This is a genomic window from Eggerthella lenta DSM 2243 (assembly GCF_000024265.1).
In the GTDB taxonomy this organism is placed as follows: Bacteria; Actinomycetota; Coriobacteriia; order Coriobacteriales; family Eggerthellaceae; genus Eggerthella; species Eggerthella lenta.
In genome coordinates this window covers 1,035,183-1,052,837 of record NC_013204.1, presented here as the reverse complement: position 1 = coordinate 1,052,837, position 17,655 = coordinate 1,035,183, and the positions used below count along the sequence as shown (strand labels likewise).

Genomic DNA, 17,655 nt, shown 5'->3' with positions numbered 1-17,655 from the left:
TAGCATCTTCTATGTATCTGGCTGACTTGTTTTTGGAGCTGATGGTTTATGGCGGCAAAACAATACGAACTCGATTCGAGCGTCCTCGATTGGTATAGGGACTTCTGCCCGAGGAATAGCTTCCAGGTGTGGACTCGTCCCGATATCACGTTCGCAGACGTCGTCGTGGGCATGGCGAACGGTGTCGATTTGAATGACCTTATCGGTTCCAATAGCGAGATTTTCGGCAACATCGTGCTCGCGAAACTGGCTGAGATCACCGGGGAGAGTTACGAGACCGTTTCAAATGTCTGTCACGAGGGGCCGATGAATAGCGATTTCATCGACGAGGACGAACTGCGCCTCATTGAGGCCGCCAAGCTCGTGATCGAGCCCAGATCTAGGCGAATTTCCACTGTCGATATCGATTTCGGCAAGGCCTTCGCCATCGCAAATCACGCTATGCTGAACGAGGTTATGTCATCCCTTGACGACCCTGTTCTCTACGGTATTGCGGAGCGAGTCCTGCCCAATCTCGAGTGGCGCACCGATTCTATCGCTATCGATGCCATCAATACGGTCTATTGCGATCGCCACGCCGAGCACTACAACCTCGAGGCCGTTCGGAGCCATGCCACCGAGCTGTTCGCGGCCTGCCAGGTCCAGTTGGCGTTCATACAGGCGGACTTCGTTCTTCAAGCGCTTGACTGCGCGAAGCCGACGACGGATAAGATGCATTTCGAATCCGTCTATACCTCTCATCCGTTTTCACGTCGTTATATCTTGGCTTGTTGCCTTGGTGCATTTACTCACCCTCGTTTTGCCGTCGCCAGAGAGGCCGTTGCCGATATCGAGAAGCGGAGCAATGCCAAGAACAGCCCAACTAACATAGTTGCGGCGGCCAAGAAAGCGGCCAGTGCCAACGTGTCGGCCGATGGGGCCGGCAGCGGCAAGCATATCTAGCGCCTTCTTAGTTTCGCCGCGGTCAGATGGCGGCCCTTCCCGTTCGGGAAGGGCCGTTCTCGTTGATGGGCGATGTGGGTAGCATCTTCGGTGTATCTGGCCGACCCTCTTTTTTGGAGCTGGCGAAATGAGCAAGAAGCATTTCAATTTCAAGTCTAGTATCCGCGATTGGTATATCCGGGCCTTTCCATCCGATGAGCTCGGTTACAGGATCAACCCGCTCGCCACCTTTGCCGGCGCCGTGAAATGCATGGCGGACGGCGGCGATATCTATAAGTATCTCGGCGTCGGGGACTCCCTGGTGCGTGAGAACGTATTTTCCAAGATCGCCGCCATCACGGGCGTGGATTACGATGCCGTATATGACCTTTGGTCTCATCATGACGAGGACGAGTCCAGCAGACTGGTCTTCCTCGGCGACCATCCGGACTGCGCCGTAGATCGCGACTGGCGGGAACAGTTCGATGAGGTGGTCTCACCTTCCGAGCAAGTGCGCTATGACGAGATGCTTGCAGCCGAAGAGCATCGCAAGGCCGAGACGTTCGATTCGCTCATGGAGGTCAACGAGACTCCCATGGACGAGGTGCGAAGCTCCGGGATCGCGTTGATGCTCATGCAGGGCATCGTTTTCGCCGAGATCGCCAAGAAGATCGATGGGCCGAGTGAAGAGCTGGACGAACGCATCGCGACCTTCAACCGCGACCTCAAGCGCCTCTACAACGAACCGCTCCACAAGAAGGTGGAACAAATCGAGAGCCAGGTCGGAAAGCTGGAAGAGAAGGCGGCCATATACGACGAGATGCGCTATATCGCCGAGCATACCGATCCGGCGGATATCCGAATCGCAGAGGGCAGCACCAGCATGACCGGCGCGTTGATGGCCGCCGCGATGGCGAGCTACGATCTGTCATGCGGCCTTATCGACGATGAGCACATCGGGCGATACAGCGACGTCATCACCGCGCTCGAGGAGCGCATGGGGGTCGGTGCCGGCGGACTCTCCGTCCAGACCGAGGCGGGCGAGCTCATCGCCAACGCCAAGGAGGACGGCATCAGCGTCGGCATCAACATCCCCGGCGGCAAGTGCGCGGATATCGCCTTCGTCGATGCGAACCCGGATGCCAACGACCTCTATCCGACACCCGTTCGCGCCTTCACCTACAACGGCCGCGACGAGGAACCGGACCACCGCACCGACGTGCATCTCGACGGCGACATGGTCCTCGAGGGACAGATGGCTGCCGAGATCCCCTCGCATCTACCCGCCGATATCGCCGCGGCCGCCAAGGAGGCTGCCGCCAAGAGCGTCAAGCCCGACTCCGACGGAGCCGGCGGCATCAAGCACTAGGAGGGAGGCATAGCCATGGAAGAGACCTATCAGATTATCGAGGGGACGCCGACGCTGCACGACCTGGACGCGGAGAACGGCTTCCTCTGGTGCCCGTTCGGGTATTCCGGGCGCCAGAACGAACCGGGCATCCTTATCAGCCGCCTCGATGACGGAAGCTATGACGTGAGGCTCGGGACCGGGCTCGACAGCCCCGAGCGCTACGCGGCCGGGGACCCCGATTGGTCCTGGATGGACATGGCCGTGGACTCCACCGTGGATGTCACCTTCCCGGACGACATGGCACTCAAAGACTGGATCGCTAGCGAGACGACCGCCACCGGCGCCGCATGGGCTCGATGCTTCAATCGCTATTGCGGCCCCGATGCCGAGACGTGCAGCGTGAAGGAGATCACGGCGGCGCTCAGGCGCTTCGAGAGCCCTTCGTACTTGGTGCGCGGGCCCATCGAGGATATCGAGAGCCTACCGGTCGGGTACTACTGGTGCCCCGACGCCGTCGACCCCGACCCGTCCTGTAACGGCTACCTGCTGAACGTGTTCGCCGCCTTCGGCGGCGACGGGCTCCCAGGCAAATTCTTCGAGCTCTTCGGCGGGGTCACGCTGAACGACGTGCCCTCCTTCGGGTTCGACGACGGCTGGGACGGCTCGTGCCTCAACCGCCTCGACTGGTTCGAGGACGCCGTGGGCATGGACCCAGACGGGCTCTCCGCCGGCCTTGTGGCGAATGACATCGAATCCGTCAAGGCGCTCGTCGTGAACTGTCCCGCCTGGATCGAGTGCGCCCCCTCGTACAGCGAGAAGGCCGCCAGAGGCATCGACGATGTGGTCCAGGCCGTGAAGGCGTATCGGGCAAACGCCAAAAGGGTAGATAGGAAGGTAATCCCCGGGCGTATCCCAGAGCGCCTGTTCGAGGGCGCGAGGACCGCGGCGGCAAATACCGCAGGCGGGGCCGATGGCGGCACCGGGCTCCATATCTAGAAGGGCGATCTGCATGGACTACTTCTCCCGTAAACCCGATTTCCCCACCTTCGAGGATATCTATATCGCCCGCGCGCAGGGTGCCATCGAGCTCGAGCGCCGTGGCGACGAGGTCGCCTGCCGCTTCGGTCCAGACGACCCCGCCTTCATGCTCCCCCGGGGCGCAACCCGGGGCGATATCATCCGGGGCTGCCTTGCCTGCGACGGCATCGTCGGGGCATTGAGGGAAAACGCGGGGATGCGCTCCGCCGCGGCCAGGTGGCTGGACTCGTATTTCACCGAGGTCGCCGAGCGGGCTCCCGTCGGGGAGACCTGCGGCGCCGACTGCCTCTTCGCATGCCATGTCGATATCGACGGCATCTACGCGGAGCGCACCGGGGACCCGGACGGACTCCGCGCCTACTGCGACCCCATGGGGGTCGGCTGGAACTACGGCCCGATCTACTACTTCCCGCGCGAGTCCATCGAGCAGATCGTCGCGCAGCTGATCGACGATGGGGACGATTTCCCCGTCCTGTTCGACGGCGAGCGCGTGATCGAGGCCTTCGACGGCACGCCCGTACACATGTCGGTGCCCGTCGAGGTGGGCGGCGAGAAGGTGTGGACCTGCGGCTACGACTTCTGCTGGTGCGAGACCGTCGCGCCCGATTTCAGCCGCGCCCGGGAACGCTTCCCCGACGCCACCGTGGCCGCCTGGGCGGCGGCACGGAGCGTGAACGAATCTGATGGCAATTTGGGTATCAAGGAGCGTATGTTATGAACGAGCATATTTCTGTAATGACCGATTTCGGCGAGCTGATTGCCACGCCGTTCGCAGGCGGCATCAGCGTCGATATCAACCTGCCCGATGGGAAGGGCAGCGGGCAGCTCGCCTTCATCGAGGCGGCGCCGGCTGAGCTTCAGGATGACTACCCGACGCCGGTGCATGTCTTCACCTACGACGGGCGCGATTCGGAACCGGTGCACCGGACCGATGTTCACCTCGACGGGGACGCCATGACGCTCGATCCCGTGAAGGGCACGCCGGCGCATAACGGCGCGCAAGCGCATGACGGTGATAGTCGTCCCGCAGATCTCGCCAAGGCCGCGAGCGCGGCGGCAAACCGAACTGCCGGTTCGCATGCGGACGAGGCCGGCGGCATCAAGCACTAGGGCGTCGATGCCTACCGGCTAACGGATCGTCTTTGCGGGATCGTCTCGGCGGCTGTCGGCTATGCCGGCGGCCGCCGATTTCTTTGCCGCGGCCGCGAGGGTGGCGGGAGATGTCTTCTCGAGGACGACGGCGACATTCCTGCGGGCCTGCTCGGCCCTCTCCAGGGCCTCCGCATACTTGGCCTCCGCGCGGCGCTTGGCGCCGTACAGATCCATGTACTTCGCTGCATTTGCCGTATAGTCTGGCGTCCGGTAGTCCAGTGCCGACGGCGCGTCGATCGCCTGGAGCTCCGCCGGGCGCCATGTCAGGTTCTTCACGGTATCCTCCAGGACGTCCAGGAACCTCGCGATCATCTCGGCCCCTGGTGAGATATCCCTTTTGCCAAGACGAAAACACAGGGAAAACCGAGCGGAGCGCCCTGCTAGACGCATCGCGATTCCGAAAGACCACGAGGGCTCGCAAGGCGTCATTAAGTGTAACTAATTGATTTGCTATGTACCATTCATAATGGTACATTGATAATTGTTTAGTTACATGAGGAGGCAGGGCATGAGGGAGTACGTCGAGAAGACGCTGCACACGAGAGTCGATTGCGAGCCCGTCGACGCCTCGGGGCTCCCCCTCTACCTGAGGGGGCTGTACTCCCTGGAGCGGTGGACCGCCTTCGGCGTGCCGTTCGCCGTGGCCTCCCCCGTCGAAAGCCCGACGGCGAAGACCATGGCGAAGCACCGCGACGCCCTGGAGGCGGCCCTGGGGACCCCCGTGGCCTTCGCCCTCGAGGGCGCCACGGCCTACAGGGTCGGGCGGATGCTCGAGGCGGGCCTGCCCTTCATCGAGCCGAGCGGACAGGTATACCTGCCGTTCCTGGGAATCGCGCTGAGCAGCAGAAGGAGCCACGCGCGCGACAGGCGGCAGACAGACGTTGGCACGTTCTCGCCCCAGGCGCAGCGCCTCGCGCTCATGGCGCTCTACGGCGACCTCGACGGCGCCAGCGTCACCCAGGCGGCAGGCCTCCTCGGCGCGGCGAAGATGACCGCCTCTCGCGCATTCGACGAGCTCGCGGCCGCCGACCCCTCGATTGTCGCCGCCGAGGGGCGGCGGCGGGTGCTGCGCCCCGGCAGGGACAAGATGGCGATGTGGCGTCACTTGGAGCCGCGCATGTCGAGCCCGGTCGCGAGGGAGCATCGCCTGGGCCGCGTGCCCGATGCGGAGCTTCCCCTTGGCGGGCTCTCGGCGCTGTGCGGACTCTCGATGCTGCAGGACGACCCCTGGCCGACTTTCGCCGCAACCAAAGCGCAGGAGCGCACCCTGGGGCTGGCGGCCGACGCGCGCGACACTGGCCTCGACGAGCCAGAGGATCCCGCGTGCGTGGTGCAGGTGCTGCGCTACGAGCCCGTGCCGGCGCCGGGATGCGCGGTCGACCCGCTTTCGGCCATCCTGTCCCTTCCCGCCGACGAGAGGGACGACCCGCGCGTCGCGGGCGAGATCGAGAACGTCTTGAACCGAGTGCTTGGAGGCGATCATGAGGGGAATCGATAAGTTCAAGGAGCGCTTTGCGGGCCACGATGGCGAGTACGTCCTGATCGGCGGCGGCGCCTGCGACCTGCTGTTCGGCGAGGCCGGGCAGGACTTCAGGGCCACCAAGGACCTCGACCTGGTCCTTTTGGTGGAGGCGCTGACGCCCGAGTTCGGCCGCGTCTTCTGGGATTTCGTCAAGGAGGGCGGGTACGAGAACAGGCAGAAGAGCGGCGGAAAGCCGCAGTTCTACCGGTTCTCCAAGCCGGAGGACCCGGCCTTCCCCGCCATGCTGGAGCTGTTCGCGCGCACCGACGTCGACCTGCGCGACGCGGAGTCCGGCCTCATGCCGATCCACATCGACGACGAGGTGTCGAGCCTTTCGGCGATCCTGCTCGACGAGGAGTACTACCGGCTGCTCGTCGAAAACAGGACGTCGGCCGGCGGCGTCGCCGTCCTGTCGGTCGAGGGGCTGATCCCCTTCAAGGCCAAGGCGTGGCTCGACCTTTCCGCCAGGCGGGCGGGCGACCAGGCCGTTGACGAGAAGAGCGTGAAGAAGCACCGAAACGACGTTTGCCGCCTCGCCACGCTGCTCGCGGGCGGCGAGCACCCCGCCATGAGCGAGGGGGTCCGCGCCGACATGCGACGCTTCCTGGAGGCCTACGAGTCGGACCCCGTCGACCCCAAGGCCCTCAAGATCAAGGGCGTCGGGGCGCAGCAGGTCGTCGAGGTGCTCAAGAGCGTCTACCTGCGGTAGCGCAGCTGTCCGATAGCGCTACCGTGCGGCGTCATCTAGGACGGGCCGCAAGGCGCACCCCGCGTCTTTCATCGCCGCCTACTTTCGCCACACCGCAGCTACCGTGTATCTACTAAGTAGTTACTGGGCGCTACTGAGCAGTCCAGCAGGTTGCGAAGGCTGAGCCATAGTTGGACATCGCGTCGTTGCATTCGAGACAAATGGGGATGCGGACAAATTGTTGGACCGAATCGGTCCAGCCGAGCTGCACGGACGAGCAGAAGCGCAGGGCCGTCGATATGATCGAGGAGTGCGGCGGGTCGGTGACACGCGCGATGCGCAGGCTGGGATACCCCACGCGCCACAAGTCGAGTGCAACTTTCTCCTTCGGCAAAAGGTCATAGCCGCCCCTCACCTGCGCGAGGTCGCTGAGCCCTGGCTTCACTAGAGCGCGATAGTTCCAGCCGTGAATGCGCTTCTCGAACTCGGCGCAAAAAGCCGGGCGTTCAGGCCTTGGGCCTATAAGCGCCATGTCGCCATCATCTCGGAATACGCTATGCGCTCCCCTTCGGCCATATCCGCGGCCCGCGGGCGTATGGTTATCATGTTGTGGGACGTGGCAAGGTCCTGCTCCGCATACCCCGCGCTCACCACCATGTAGTCCGCGTACTTGTGCCTGGGCAGCATCCTCGGCATCAGGATATCGCCCGCACGCAGGCAGTAACGGTCCGCCTTGGCCGCATCGACCCGGATGAGCTCGTCCCCCTCCACCTTTTCCTCCGGCATCAGGATGCCTTCCGTCAGGTCTTTCACTGAGATGCGCCTAAGGGTCACCCCGTCGATGTCGGCGGCCTTCACGCTGTCCCGGGGCATCAGGGGAGGCACGACGGCGAAAAGGTCGCCGACCGTGGCCTCGTATCTCCTCAGCATCCCCAGCATCGACTTCGCATCGAACTTTCGCTCTACGGTCATGTCCTCTCCGAACTGACGGGTCTTTTGCAAAAGGATACCCTCGGCGCGGTGGTGGAGGGGCGCCCCTTCCCGTTCGGGAAGGGGCGTTTCCGTGCGGGTTCGCGGCGGGTAGCATCGATGGGGACAACCGTTTCACTGGAGGTGCCGACATGGCCGATATCAACCCTAATGACAGCGCGACCCTTACCGATGACCTCGAGATCGACAGCTACGATGACGTCGTGAACCTGTTCGGCGCCGACGAGGCCGCCGCGATGCTCGCGGATGTCGTCGGCAACCGTTTCAACCGGCAGGAAATCTTGAAGGCCATCCGGAGCGGAGGGGATATCCACCTCGACTACTGGCCCGAATACGGGGAGTACGGCTATGCCGCGCGCATCTGCGGCGAACTGCTCGCGGACACCTCGCTTGCGTGGGCCGATGGCCTCATCGACCCGGATAAGATCAAGACGCACAAGGGGCTAACCGCCGGCGACCTGTCGCATGCCGTCACCTGCGTGCTCACGGACAGGTTCAACGACGGGCTCGATGAGGCGAGACTTGCGGATTGCAAGAATATCGCCGATGAGTTCGCCCAGGCAATCGAATCGCGGCTCGGCTCGGGGTGCCTCGGGCGTGAGTCCTACGTCGACAGTGAACGCCTCCGCGGCGACCTGACCGATAAGTTCGGGTTCTTCTACGACATCGATTTCAGCGGGCTTTCCTTCAAGACCTCGCTCATACTGTCCGTCAACGGCCTGTATTCTGAGGGCGACGTCATCGATGCAGCGCGTGGTTGGCAGGAAGACTACCTGCCGTGCGTCTGCCATAGGGGCGGCCAGGGCGAGAACGACAGGTGGGAGTACGAGCCCACCGAGGACTACCGATCCTTCACGCGTCCCGCCGACATCCCCGAAAGCATCTTCGACAAGCTGTGCGCCTCGCAGGGAACAACCATCGAGAAGGTCGTCAACGACCCCGTGACGCCTTTCGAGCGCAGCTTCCGCGAGGACATCTTCAACATGCCGCAGAATCGTCCTGTCGGGCTTGCGGTCCTCGCGACGCTGCCTCTCGACGCGTTCGTTGACGCCGGCCTCTCGATAATCTGCCGCGGCGACTGCGAAAACGCCGGCACCTTCACGGTCAAGCCTGGAGGGTATGAGCCCATCCTGGGCATCTACGACCCCGTTGGCGGCTGCGGCGGCACCATGGGTACCGTGCTCGACTGTGATTTCGAGATCGACCCGCACGACATCTCGTACACGATGATGGAACCCGTGCGCGGTGAGTGGAAGTCCGACCGCATCGACCTGTACACACCCCAGGACTGCTTCGGCTTCTCTGATCCCTTCAGAGGGCGCATCGAGTATAACGAGAAGAAGCCCGAGATCGCCGTCGCGGTAAAGCCCGATCCCGCCGAGCTGGGACGCCGCGCAACCGCCGCGGCCAGCTCGACCGCCGGCGATTGCGCCAGCCGCGCCGGAATCAAGCAGTAGAGGGACCACCATGGATAGCCAAGACGCAAAGCGCAAGAGGCCCGTCACGTGCCTGGAGTCCGGGGCGACCTACGACTCCGCCTACCGGGCTGCCAAGGAGCTCGGTTTCGCCGACTCGCGCAACATCTTCCGTTCCATCCAGCGCGGTACCTGCACCCAAGGGCTGCACTTCTACTATGCCGATGAGCCGAAGCCCGCGCCGGAGTTCTTCATCCCGCCCAACAGGCCGCCGCGTCCCGTGGTATGCCTCGATACCGGCGAGATGTTCGAGTCGGCGTTCCAGGCGGGCCGCGCGTTCGGCATCGCTGCCGGAGGCGTGCGCACATCGGCAAGCACGGGCGTCGAGCGCAACGGACTCCATTTCTACTACGGCGATGAGCCGAAGCCGGCTCCCGAGTTCTTTAAGGAGCGCCATTCGAAAATCAGACCCATCGTCTGCCTGGAAACCGGCGAGACCTTCATGGGCAACTCGGGCACAGCCCGTCCCCTGCATGTATCGCCCGCCGCGATCAGCCAGGCCGTCCGCTGCGGATCGCCCGTCAACGGGCTCCATTTCTACCATGGGGACGAGCCGAAGCCGGCGCCGGAGTTCTTCAAGCCGACGAAGGTCAAAGGCGGCAAGAGCCCTGCGGCGATGGCGGCCGCGGCAAAGGCCGCCGCGGGGAATGGTTGCGCGAGCGTCCCGGACGGTATGCAGCGGAATCGGCACTCGGTATAATGGTCGCAGTCGGTAAGGCGCCCTCGGTTTCCGAGGGCGCCTTCTTGCGTCTATTGGGGGGCTGTTTCGATTTGCATGCGTAGGGTTTCTCTAATGGCGGATGGCTTTTCGGGTTCCAGGGAGACTTTGGGAGGTCTGGTTGATTAGCCAGTGTTCCTAGGGTAAGTGGTTTAAATATAGACCATACTGTTATAATTGATGAGAGGAAGATGGGAGGATTTCCGTGAAAAGCGTCGAGGCGATCAAGATCCTGCATGGGTGCGACCTGGAGGGCCGGATCCTCTTCCGGAGTCGCGAGCTGGGGGCTCTTTTCGATGAGCACGGCGATACGCTCCGCTCGACCATCAAGAGGCTCACCGCAGACGGCATCCTCGAGCGCGTCGCCCACGACGCGTACCTCTACCTGCTTTCCCATCCCAACGGCTGCGACCTGCTCGGCCACATCGCGGCGTTTCTACGCCCCGGCGGCGCCACCTATGAAAGTCTCGAGTCCGCGGCATCGCAGTGGGGCTTTATCTCGCAAATCCCGCTCGGGCGCATCTCGTGCGTGACGACGGGCGCGGAAGGCCTCGTCGATACCCGGTTCGGCGCCATCGAATTTGTACATACTGATGATGATTTGGATGCCGTCAAACGGGGAATAATCGACCGTATGCCGAGGAATCGGCTGCCGATCGCGACCGAGGAGCGCTGCCTGCACGACCTCGTCTCGAGGAAGCGCAGCCTGGAGCTTATCGATTGGGATGAAGTGGATGTTGATTGACCTTGAAGAGGTTGCCAGCGATATCGCCAGCAAGGTCGATGGCGTCCGGCTCACGCCCGTCATTGAAAAGGAAATCATCCATTACGAGATTATCCGGTCACTCGGGAGGAACGGCCTGCTTCGAGATATCACCTTTCAAGGCGGGACCTCGCTGCGTCTCTGCTATGGATCGCAACGATATAGCGAAGACCTCGATTTTGTCGCCGGCGACAGCTTCGATTCGCTCCCCTTGGATGATTTTTCCAAGACTTTGCGCTCCGATTTGCTGAAATCCTACGATACCGAGGTTAGCGTCAGGGAACCCAAGGTCGTCAATGATTTCGATGGCGTCGGGATGCGTAGATGGACGGTTTCCGTAAATACCAACATCGCGCGCCCCGATTTGCCGAAACAGCGAATCAAGCTCGAGATCGCGTCTGTGCCAGCACATACATCCACGATTCGACGTGTCGCGGTCAATTATCCCGAACTTGCCGGAATGTATGACGACCTCACGATCCGGTGCCAGACACTCGAGGAAATCTTGGCCGACAAGCTCATCTCGTTCTCCGCCACCGATTCGCATATCAGGCATCGCGACCTCTGGGACATTCCCTGGATCGTCCGTGCACAGGAGATCGATTTCCCTGCCGTAGCCGCATTTGTCGCGGCAAAGCACGATGACTACCGCTGTCCCGCCTCCCTTGCCAGCATGATCGCCACCGGGACGCAACGTGCACGCGTCTGCTATGTCGACGGGTCATTTACCGGACAGATGCAGCGTTTCCTATCTCCCGCTGTCTTGAACCGCACGCACGATTTCGATAATCACTGCGATGCCCTCAATACAATCGTCGAAAAGTGCTTCGACCGCGTCGCCGCCTCCCTCGGCATCTCAGATGAGGTCGAGCATTCCAGACGCAAACTCGCAATCGAGATATCTTCGGGATCGATTTCGGCCGCCGCCCTACCGAAAAGGACTTTAGACCTTTCTTAAATTGGGTAATCAAAACCAGTCTATACCTTGATCAGGGGGCGCTCAATTGCGGGGCAGCGGGTTATCGGTCGGATGTTTCAGGGCTCATCCTATGGTTACCGATTCAATCGCCCTCAGTAGAAGGCATCCGGTTCTTTTGCGCCCTTTGATCCATTGCATCGCGAACATAGCACTTGCAAATTTGACTCAACCGTCTTTCCGCCCCTAGCTACGGGAACTATATGGTCGATTTGCAGGCCTACCCTATCAGGCATGTATTTACCACAGTTCTGGCAAGTGCAGTTGTCCCTTTCCATGATCTTCAGCCTAAGTTTTTTCGTCATCTGCTTGCGTTGATTCTTGCTGTGGTAGCTATTCAAGTCGGTTTCAAAACCTATTGCCCGAAGCTGCCGATATCTTTCCAGCAACCAGTCCACATCTACCCCAATTGCCCTTTCGGTCATGCTGACTTGATAAGACGTCCTGACGTAATTCTTTTGAGTGTATCTAGTGCTATCGCGATACAATTCAAACTGAAATTCATGTTCGTCGTCTATAGCGACCCGGAACTGTTTCTCCCGATGTTTCCTAAAAAACGATTGCCGGACCTTGCCTTTTGAAGCGGCCTTCCATTTTTGAACGACTAGGGCATGGTTGTCGATCAGGTTCTCGAAATCGTTTCCATAGCTGCATATATACAGGTCGATATAGTCCTCGATCTTCGGTAGTCTCTTTCCAGTCACATTGAACTGCTTGCGATAGTAGGGATATTGGAATGGATTTACATTCCACCAGGCTGTAATTACGATTACTACAATAGGCAGCAGTATTAACGATATGTAGATAGCTGTATACATTGCCATCGGTTCCTTTATTTGTGATGCTTACATCGTTGCTATTCCAGATAGCGGTTTCCCTTGCCGCAATTGCAGTCCTCGCATAGGGTCTGGAGGTTGGACATCACCGACTTGCCGCCGCGCGATACGGGGACGATATGATCGACGTGGAGCTTCACGCCGTCCTCGCGGCCTCGTCCACAGCGGACGCAATGGAAATCATCGCGGCGAAGTACGTTGTAGCGCATTGCCCTTGTGACCTTTGCGTGCTCGGCGTCGTTTGCCATGCGGCGGTCCTGATACTCCAAACGCCGCTTCTCACGTGCCCGCTTTCGTTTCGCCTGCTTGTGATCTTTAATAAGCATCGTAACGACAGTTTCAATGCCCCAGAGAACCATAGCGAAAATTATAATAGGCTTTAGGGCTTCCACCATTGCGTCCATTTGGGTTTCCTCTTTCTTTTTGGCGGTGGGTATTCGCGGATTGCGCCCGGTGCCCGGGCGCCTGCTGGGGGCCGATCTGGCTCCCGCCGGTTTCCGGCGGGGGACGCGTGATCATCGGGTGGCGTCAGTCCTTCTCGGTCTGGCGGTATACTCGGAGCTCCCACTGCTTGCGCTCGACTTTCGCAACGGCGTCCAGGATGAAGCCTGTGGTAAGCGAGAGCGCTGCCATGAACATGAGCGCCGCGGCAAGGATGGCGGTCGGGAACCGGGGCACGAGGCCGGTAGCGAGGTATTCGGTCACCACCGGCATGCCGGCACACAGGCCGCCGATGCAGAGCAGCAGGGCGACCAGCGAAAAGAACTTCAACGGGCGGTAGTCCTTGAACAGGGTGCCGATCATGGCGATCACCTTCAGCCCGTCCCTCACGGTGTTCAATTTCGAGACCGAGCCCTCGGGGCGGTCCCGGTATTCCACGGGGACATCGGCGATCCGCCAGCGGCGATCGACGGCGTGAATCGACAGCTCCGTCTCGATCTGGAAGCCCTCGGATAGGACCGGAAAGGTCTTCACGAACGGCCTGGACATCGCCCGGTAGCCGGTCATGACGTCCTCGAAACCGTAGCCGTATATCCACCTGATCATGGCGCGCACGAGGTCGTTGCCGAATCCGTGGAAGGTGCGCTTGTTCTCCTCGGCGTAGGCGCCGTTGGAAAGGCGGTCGCCCACTACCATATCTGCCTCGCCCGCGAGGACGGGAGCGCAGAGGGATCGCGCCGATTCCGCGGGGTAGGTATCGTCGCCGTCGACCATGAGGTAGCAGTCGGCGTCGATGTCGCGGAACATCTGCCGGCAGACGTTTCCCTTGCCCTGACGCGGCTCGTGCCTGACGATAGCGCCGCGGGCGCGTGCGATCTCGGCGGTGCCATCGGTCGAGTTGTTGTCGTAGACGTAGATGGCCGCGTCGGGAAGTTCGCGGCGGAAGTCATCGACGACCTTGGCTATCGTCGGCGCCTCGTTGTAGCACGGGATGATCACGGCGATTTCATGACGGGTTTCGGGTTGCGGCATCTTCGACTTCTCTAATCGATGTCCAGGTAGGTGCACGGGACGCTCACGTAAGTGCCCTGGTGGTCCAAAACCTTGATGTGGTCGTAGGAGGATTCGATAACGTCCGCATGGGCGATATTGGGCGGAAGGCGAAACAGGTCCTCATAGTCGATGTAGGCAGCGCAGGACGTGTAGCCCCCTGCGCGGATGATGACGAGCTCGCGGACGTCGGTCTCGTTTCGGCAATACTCAATAACGGTCATAAGAGTGTCCCTTCTCGGTTCTGCTTTCCAGTATCGCGAGACTTTTACCCCTGATGAAAAAATCTATTCATTGAACAGGGCAAATAGCGAAAAAGGCACCCGTTGTCCGGGTGCCTTCGCATGGGCGTTGCGAGCCCCGCCGGGGTCCGGCGGGGCCTTGGATGACTGGGCGGGTTACAGATCGTCTTCCAAGATGGGATAGTGGGCGGTGAGACTGCGTGACTTCCGGTAGTAGTCGCTCAGGCAGTCGGTCACGCGATGGCGCTTGTCGTCGCGCGCCGCGGCCCTGGCGCCGAAGCGCGAGGCCGGGGCCATGACCTTGGAACCTCCATGCCCTCCCTCCGGACATTTGTCCTTTCGTCGTCGGCTTCGCGCCGTCCGGTATCTCCATAGCGTGTCGGCGGGTCGCGGCGTCCATGCCGCTCTCTCGCCGTCCTGTCGTCCGTTTTTACACTTTAAGCAATATACACGAGACATCGCCGCAAACGGGCAGGCGAAACGCCCGCGGCGGGCACATTGCCGCCGCGGATATCGTCGCGGTCATTTTTAGAAGAGATCGGCGAACATCGAATCGTCCTCCTCGTAGTCGTCACTGTCGTCATCTTCGCCGGGGTCCTCGTCGGGATCCCCGTCATCTCCGTCCGGGCCCCCATCGGAACCCGAGCCGTCATCGGCCTCGGCGGATTCGGTTTCCGAGCCGCCGGGTTCTGGACCGCTCTCGGTCTCCGCGTCGTCTGCTTCCGCATCCTGGGACGGCCGCGGTTCGCTTTCGGTCGCGGTATCGTCGGCATCGGGATCGTCCGAGACGGTTCCGCCGCCGCTCACCATGCCGCCCGCGGTCTTCATGGCGACGAGCGCGCCGCCGAAGGTCATGAGCTCCATGTGCGCATACTGCTCCGGATCGACCACGACCGTGGGCTCGGGGCGGAGCTCCATGAGGTTGCGGTCGCCGCGCGTCCAGGCTCCGCGGGTCCAGGTGATACCCGAGTCCAGGTCGCTCCAATCGATCAGGTCGTCGGCCATAAGCATGCCGTCGCCGAACGAGAGCACAGTCGGCACGATCGTCTCGTAGCTCCCGGACTCATAGTAGATGCAGAGGCCCTGCCCGTGGTCGCCCATGTAGTTGCCGCTGTCGTCGAACAGCACCTCGAACACCGCCGGGGCCAAACGCGAACCGTCCTCGGTCCTCACGAGAATCGGCTTGCCGTCGGCATAGACGCCGTCGATGGCATCCAGCTCGTCCGGCTCGATGAGTGTCACGGCGCGCTTGAGGAGCTGCATGTCGTCGCTCGTGGTGATGAACACGCTGCGTTCAAGAAGCACGCCCTGGTTCAGGTAATCGGAAATGTCGAGGAAGTCGTCCTCGAGCATGATGCCGCTGTGCAGGTCCATGCGCGTCGTCTCGATCACGCGGGCCCTGTCGTGCATCTTCACGATGATATTCACCGTCTATCTCCTCCTCGTGTAGTTCGCCGGCGTATAGCCGTCGTCCTCGATATCGTCTCGGGTCTGCGTGTACGTCCGTGTGCCGTCCGCGCCGTCGCCGTCCATCTTCTCAAGCTCCAGGTTCTTGACCTTGGGATGCGAGTTCAGGAGCGCGTTGACGTCCGCGATGGTCGGCTCGCCGCCGAGGCTGTCGATGTCGGCCTGCGCGATGATGCCGGACTCTACGAGGTCTTCGAGATATTTCATCTGCTTCTCGGTCGCGGGGCGTTGGAGGTACGGCTTCCATCCGGGCTTCGACCTCTTGTCCGTCCCGCCGGGTGCGGCGACCGTCACGGGAGCATCCTGCGCCCATTCGCTTCCGGCCATCCCGTACGCCGAGCGTTCCGCGCGCAGGTCCTCCTCGCGCTGCTCGCCGATGATCTTCGCCTTGGCCCGCTCGTGGTCGCGCTCAATCTGCTTGATCTTATCCGGCGTGAGGGCGCCCGCCGCGATGGCCCCCGAATAGGCCTTGCGATAGCGCGTGTACTCGCGCGTCAGCTCGGCGGTCTGGTTCGCGGTGATGACCTTGGCGTCGCGCAGGCCGTGACCGGCGCCCTTCTGCCTCTCGCCGCGGCCCCGTACATCTGTGGGGCCAATCGGCATCTGCGATGAGTCCAGGACATCGACAGCGGCGGAAAGTCGGCGCGAGCGGTTGCGGATATCGACTGCCATGGAAGCGAGGTTCGCCACGTCGGCCCTGACGCCGTCGCGGCGTGCGAGGAGGTCCGTGTATGTCATATCGGTGAGCACGATTCCGCGCTCGGCCATCCACTTGCGGATCGATTCCATCTCGCGAAGCTCGTCTGCATTGTCCTCGCGCCATGCCGCGAGCGCTTCGGCTCCTTCCGGGCGCGCGGTCAACTGCGCGACGCAAGACGTGTAGACCTCGACCTGGCGGATGGCCTCGGCGGTCTGCTCGGCCTCCAGCTTGAGCGCGTCGACCCTCGCGTCGAGCGCGTCGACCTCGGCGGCGAGGCGCCTGGCATCGGCCGCCATGTCCGCATAGCAGCGGTAGCCGCGCTCGCGGATAATGTTCACGGCGTCGGCCGCGGCGGCAAGGCGGGCGGCGGAGCGCTCGATCCTCTTAGACCGCTCGAGATTGTTGGATGCGACCGCCTCGAAAGTCATGGGCGGCAGGACGACGTCCGGGACAAGGTCCTCGGTGCACATCCTGACGTTCGGGCGCTGTCCCTCGAGTCGCACGGCAAGGCGCTCGCGCAATCCCTCGACCGTATAGGAGTCGTCCAGCTTGTAACCCTTCACGGGATGGCCCTTGCCCTCGGGCGGGTAGAAGGTCAGCACTCCGCGGCGGTTGATATTGATGCGGTAGCCCTTCTCCGCCAAACGCCTCTCGAGCGCGGGCCATGTCCGGCACCCCTGCAAAGCCGACTCGATATCGTCGTGCATCGCATCGGTCCAGAGTTTCTTGCCGCTGTACCTGGCGCGGCGCTGGGCGTCCGTCACATGACGGCGCGCCGGGCGCGCCTCCTGCAAGACGACCTCGCGCCGGCGGTCGGGGCGCGGCGTGCGTGCGTACCAGGAACCGTCCTCGTCCCTCGTGAACTTGAAGTTGTCGAAGGCGGTGTAGCCGTAGTCGCGGCAGATTCTCTGCAACTCCATCGCGTCGGCCTGCACGTCATCGTCGTCGAGGTGTATCTTCCTCCCGTCAACGGGGTTGACGGAGTTGACGACGATATGTGCATGCGGAATGCCGTTATCTATATGAGTCTCGATCACCCACTGGTATCCGCTGTAGCGCTCGCGCACCCAATCGCATGCCAATGCGTCTACCGCCTTGGCATCCAGGCCGTCCTCGGGATCGGGTGAGATTACGAAATGGTAGTACTTTCGCCCGGTGTCCTTGCCGAACACCTGGCGCGTCGCGTCCATCTGCCCGTCCCAGCCGGCGCTATCGAGATCGATTGAGCTTGAGCGGAACGTCACGGCGCGGCCGTTGCGCGCGAGGTAGTCCTTTATCTGCTTGCAGCCGCCGAACTTCCGGGCGAGCGTCTTGAGCATGGCCAT

The 17,655-nt window shown here is 61.9% G+C and carries 21 protein-coding genes; 11 read left to right on the top strand and 10 right to left on the bottom strand.

What is annotated here, in order from left to right:
* Positions 1 to 48 precede the first annotated feature (48 nt).
* The 5 genes from ELEN_RS04275 (at position 49) to ELEN_RS04255 (ending at position 4,420) form a co-directional block, all read left to right on the top strand.
* Positions 49 to 942 (top strand): hypothetical protein, encoded by an 894-nt coding sequence (locus ELEN_RS04275; RefSeq protein WP_015760223.1) that lies wholly within the window; start codon positions 49 to 51, stop codon positions 940 to 942.
* Between the two features lie 127 nt (positions 943 to 1,069).
* Positions 1,070 to 2,290 carry a hypothetical protein gene (locus ELEN_RS04270; protein WP_015760222.1) on the top strand — a complete coding sequence of 407 codons (1,221 nt, stop codon included), beginning with the start codon at positions 1,070 to 1,072 and terminating at the stop codon, positions 2,288 to 2,290.
* Positions 2,291 to 2,305: 15 nt separating this feature from the next.
* Positions 2,306 to 3,268: a hypothetical protein gene (locus ELEN_RS04265; protein WP_015760221.1), complete on the top strand. Its 963-nt coding sequence runs from the start codon at positions 2,306 to 2,308 to the stop codon at positions 3,266 to 3,268.
* 13 nt (positions 3,269 to 3,281) lie between these two features.
* On the top strand, positions 3,282 to 4,028 hold the full coding sequence (locus ELEN_RS04260; RefSeq protein ID WP_015760220.1) for a hypothetical protein: 747 nt from the start codon (positions 3,282 to 3,284) through the stop codon (positions 4,026 to 4,028).
* On the top strand, positions 4,025 to 4,420 hold the full coding sequence (locus ELEN_RS04255) for a hypothetical protein (RefSeq protein WP_015760219.1): 396 nt from the start codon (positions 4,025 to 4,027) through the stop codon (positions 4,418 to 4,420). Before ELEN_RS04260 ends, ELEN_RS04255 begins: the two co-directional genes overlap by 4 nt.
* Before the next feature lie 18 nt (positions 4,421 to 4,438).
* Here ELEN_RS04255 and ELEN_RS04250 read toward each other — a convergent pair whose 3' ends face one another.
* Entirely contained in the window at positions 4,439 to 4,774 is a 336-nt protein-coding gene (locus ELEN_RS04250) for a hypothetical protein (protein ID WP_015760218.1), read from the bottom strand.
* Between the two features lie 196 nt (positions 4,775 to 4,970).
* On the opposite strand from ELEN_RS04250, the gene ELEN_RS04245 reads away from it, so the two are divergent.
* A complete protein-coding gene (locus ELEN_RS04245; protein ID WP_015760217.1) occupies positions 4,971 to 5,960 on the top strand; it encodes a hypothetical protein in 990 nt (329 codons plus the stop codon).
* Complete coding sequence (locus ELEN_RS04240; RefSeq protein WP_015760216.1) at positions 5,944 to 6,693, top strand: hypothetical protein; 750 nt, start codon at positions 5,944 to 5,946, stop codon at positions 6,691 to 6,693. The genes ELEN_RS04245 and ELEN_RS04240 overlap by 17 nt, the downstream gene beginning before the upstream one ends.
* Before the next feature lie 130 nt (positions 6,694 to 6,823).
* On the opposite strand, the gene ELEN_RS04235 is transcribed toward ELEN_RS04240, so the two are convergent.
* Together ELEN_RS04235 and ELEN_RS04230 are read right to left on the bottom strand one after the other, a co-directional pair.
* On the bottom strand, positions 6,824 to 7,204 hold the full coding sequence (locus ELEN_RS04235) for a sugar transferase (RefSeq protein WP_041691612.1): 381 nt from the start codon (positions 7,202 to 7,204) through the stop codon (positions 6,824 to 6,826).
* Positions 7,192 to 7,644, bottom strand: a complete 453-nt coding sequence (locus tag ELEN_RS04230) for a hypothetical protein (RefSeq protein ID WP_015760215.1) — start codon at positions 7,642 to 7,644, stop codon at positions 7,192 to 7,194. Before ELEN_RS04230 ends, ELEN_RS04235 begins: the two co-directional genes overlap by 13 nt.
* A 149-nt stretch (positions 7,645 to 7,793) precedes the next feature.
* Here ELEN_RS04230 and ELEN_RS04225 point away from each other — a divergent pair, with 149 nt between their 5' ends.
* The 4 genes from ELEN_RS04225 (at position 7,794) to ELEN_RS04210 (ending at position 11,576) form a co-directional block, all read left to right on the top strand.
* A complete protein-coding gene (locus ELEN_RS04225) occupies positions 7,794 to 9,119 on the top strand; it encodes a hypothetical protein (RefSeq protein WP_015760214.1) in 1,326 nt (441 codons plus the stop codon).
* A 10-nt stretch (positions 9,120 to 9,129) separates the two neighbouring features.
* On the top strand, positions 9,130 to 9,837 hold the full coding sequence (locus tag ELEN_RS04220; protein ID WP_015760213.1) for a hypothetical protein: 708 nt from the start codon (positions 9,130 to 9,132) through the stop codon (positions 9,835 to 9,837).
* A 223-nt stretch (positions 9,838 to 10,060) separates the two neighbouring features.
* Positions 10,061 to 10,600, top strand: a complete 540-nt coding sequence (gene abiEi / locus ELEN_RS04215) for a type IV toxin-antitoxin system AbiEi family antitoxin (protein ID WP_015760212.1) — start codon at positions 10,061 to 10,063, stop codon at positions 10,598 to 10,600.
* Positions 10,581 to 11,576, top strand: coding sequence for a nucleotidyl transferase AbiEii/AbiGii toxin family protein (locus tag ELEN_RS04210; RefSeq protein ID WP_233789585.1), 996 nt, complete (start codon positions 10,581 to 10,583; stop codon positions 11,574 to 11,576). Before abiEi ends, ELEN_RS04210 begins: the two co-directional genes overlap by 20 nt.
* Positions 11,577 to 11,689: 113 nt before the next feature.
* On the opposite strand, the gene ELEN_RS04205 is transcribed toward ELEN_RS04210, so the two are convergent.
* From ELEN_RS04205 to ELEN_RS04180, 7 genes are all read right to left on the bottom strand, one after another.
* Positions 11,690 to 12,412, bottom strand: a complete 723-nt coding sequence (locus tag ELEN_RS04205) for an HNH endonuclease (protein ID WP_015760210.1) — start codon at positions 12,410 to 12,412, stop codon at positions 11,690 to 11,692.
* Positions 12,413 to 12,450: 38 nt separating this feature from the next.
* Positions 12,451 to 12,834, bottom strand: coding sequence for an HNH endonuclease (locus tag ELEN_RS04200; protein WP_015760209.1), 384 nt, complete (start codon positions 12,832 to 12,834; stop codon positions 12,451 to 12,453).
* 124 nt (positions 12,835 to 12,958) lie between these two features.
* Positions 12,959 to 13,903, bottom strand: coding sequence for a glycosyltransferase family 2 protein (locus tag ELEN_RS04195; RefSeq protein WP_015760208.1), 945 nt, complete (start codon positions 13,901 to 13,903; stop codon positions 12,959 to 12,961).
* An 11-nt stretch (positions 13,904 to 13,914) separates the two neighbouring features.
* A complete protein-coding gene (locus ELEN_RS04190) occupies positions 13,915 to 14,145 on the bottom strand; it encodes a hypothetical protein (protein ID WP_015760207.1) in 231 nt (76 codons plus the stop codon).
* 174 nt (positions 14,146 to 14,319) lie between these two features.
* On the bottom strand, positions 14,320 to 14,460 hold the full coding sequence (locus tag ELEN_RS16295) for a hypothetical protein (protein WP_015760206.1): 141 nt from the start codon (positions 14,458 to 14,460) through the stop codon (positions 14,320 to 14,322).
* Positions 14,461 to 14,691: 231 nt separating this feature from the next.
* Positions 14,692 to 15,591: a hypothetical protein gene (locus ELEN_RS15675; protein ID WP_015760205.1), complete on the bottom strand. Its 900-nt coding sequence runs from the start codon at positions 15,589 to 15,591 to the stop codon at positions 14,692 to 14,694.
* A gap of 3 nt (positions 15,592 to 15,594) precedes the next feature.
* On the bottom strand, positions 15,595 to 17,655 hold the full coding sequence (locus ELEN_RS04180) for a relaxase/mobilization nuclease domain-containing protein (protein ID WP_015760204.1): 2,061 nt from the start codon (positions 17,653 to 17,655) through the stop codon (positions 15,595 to 15,597).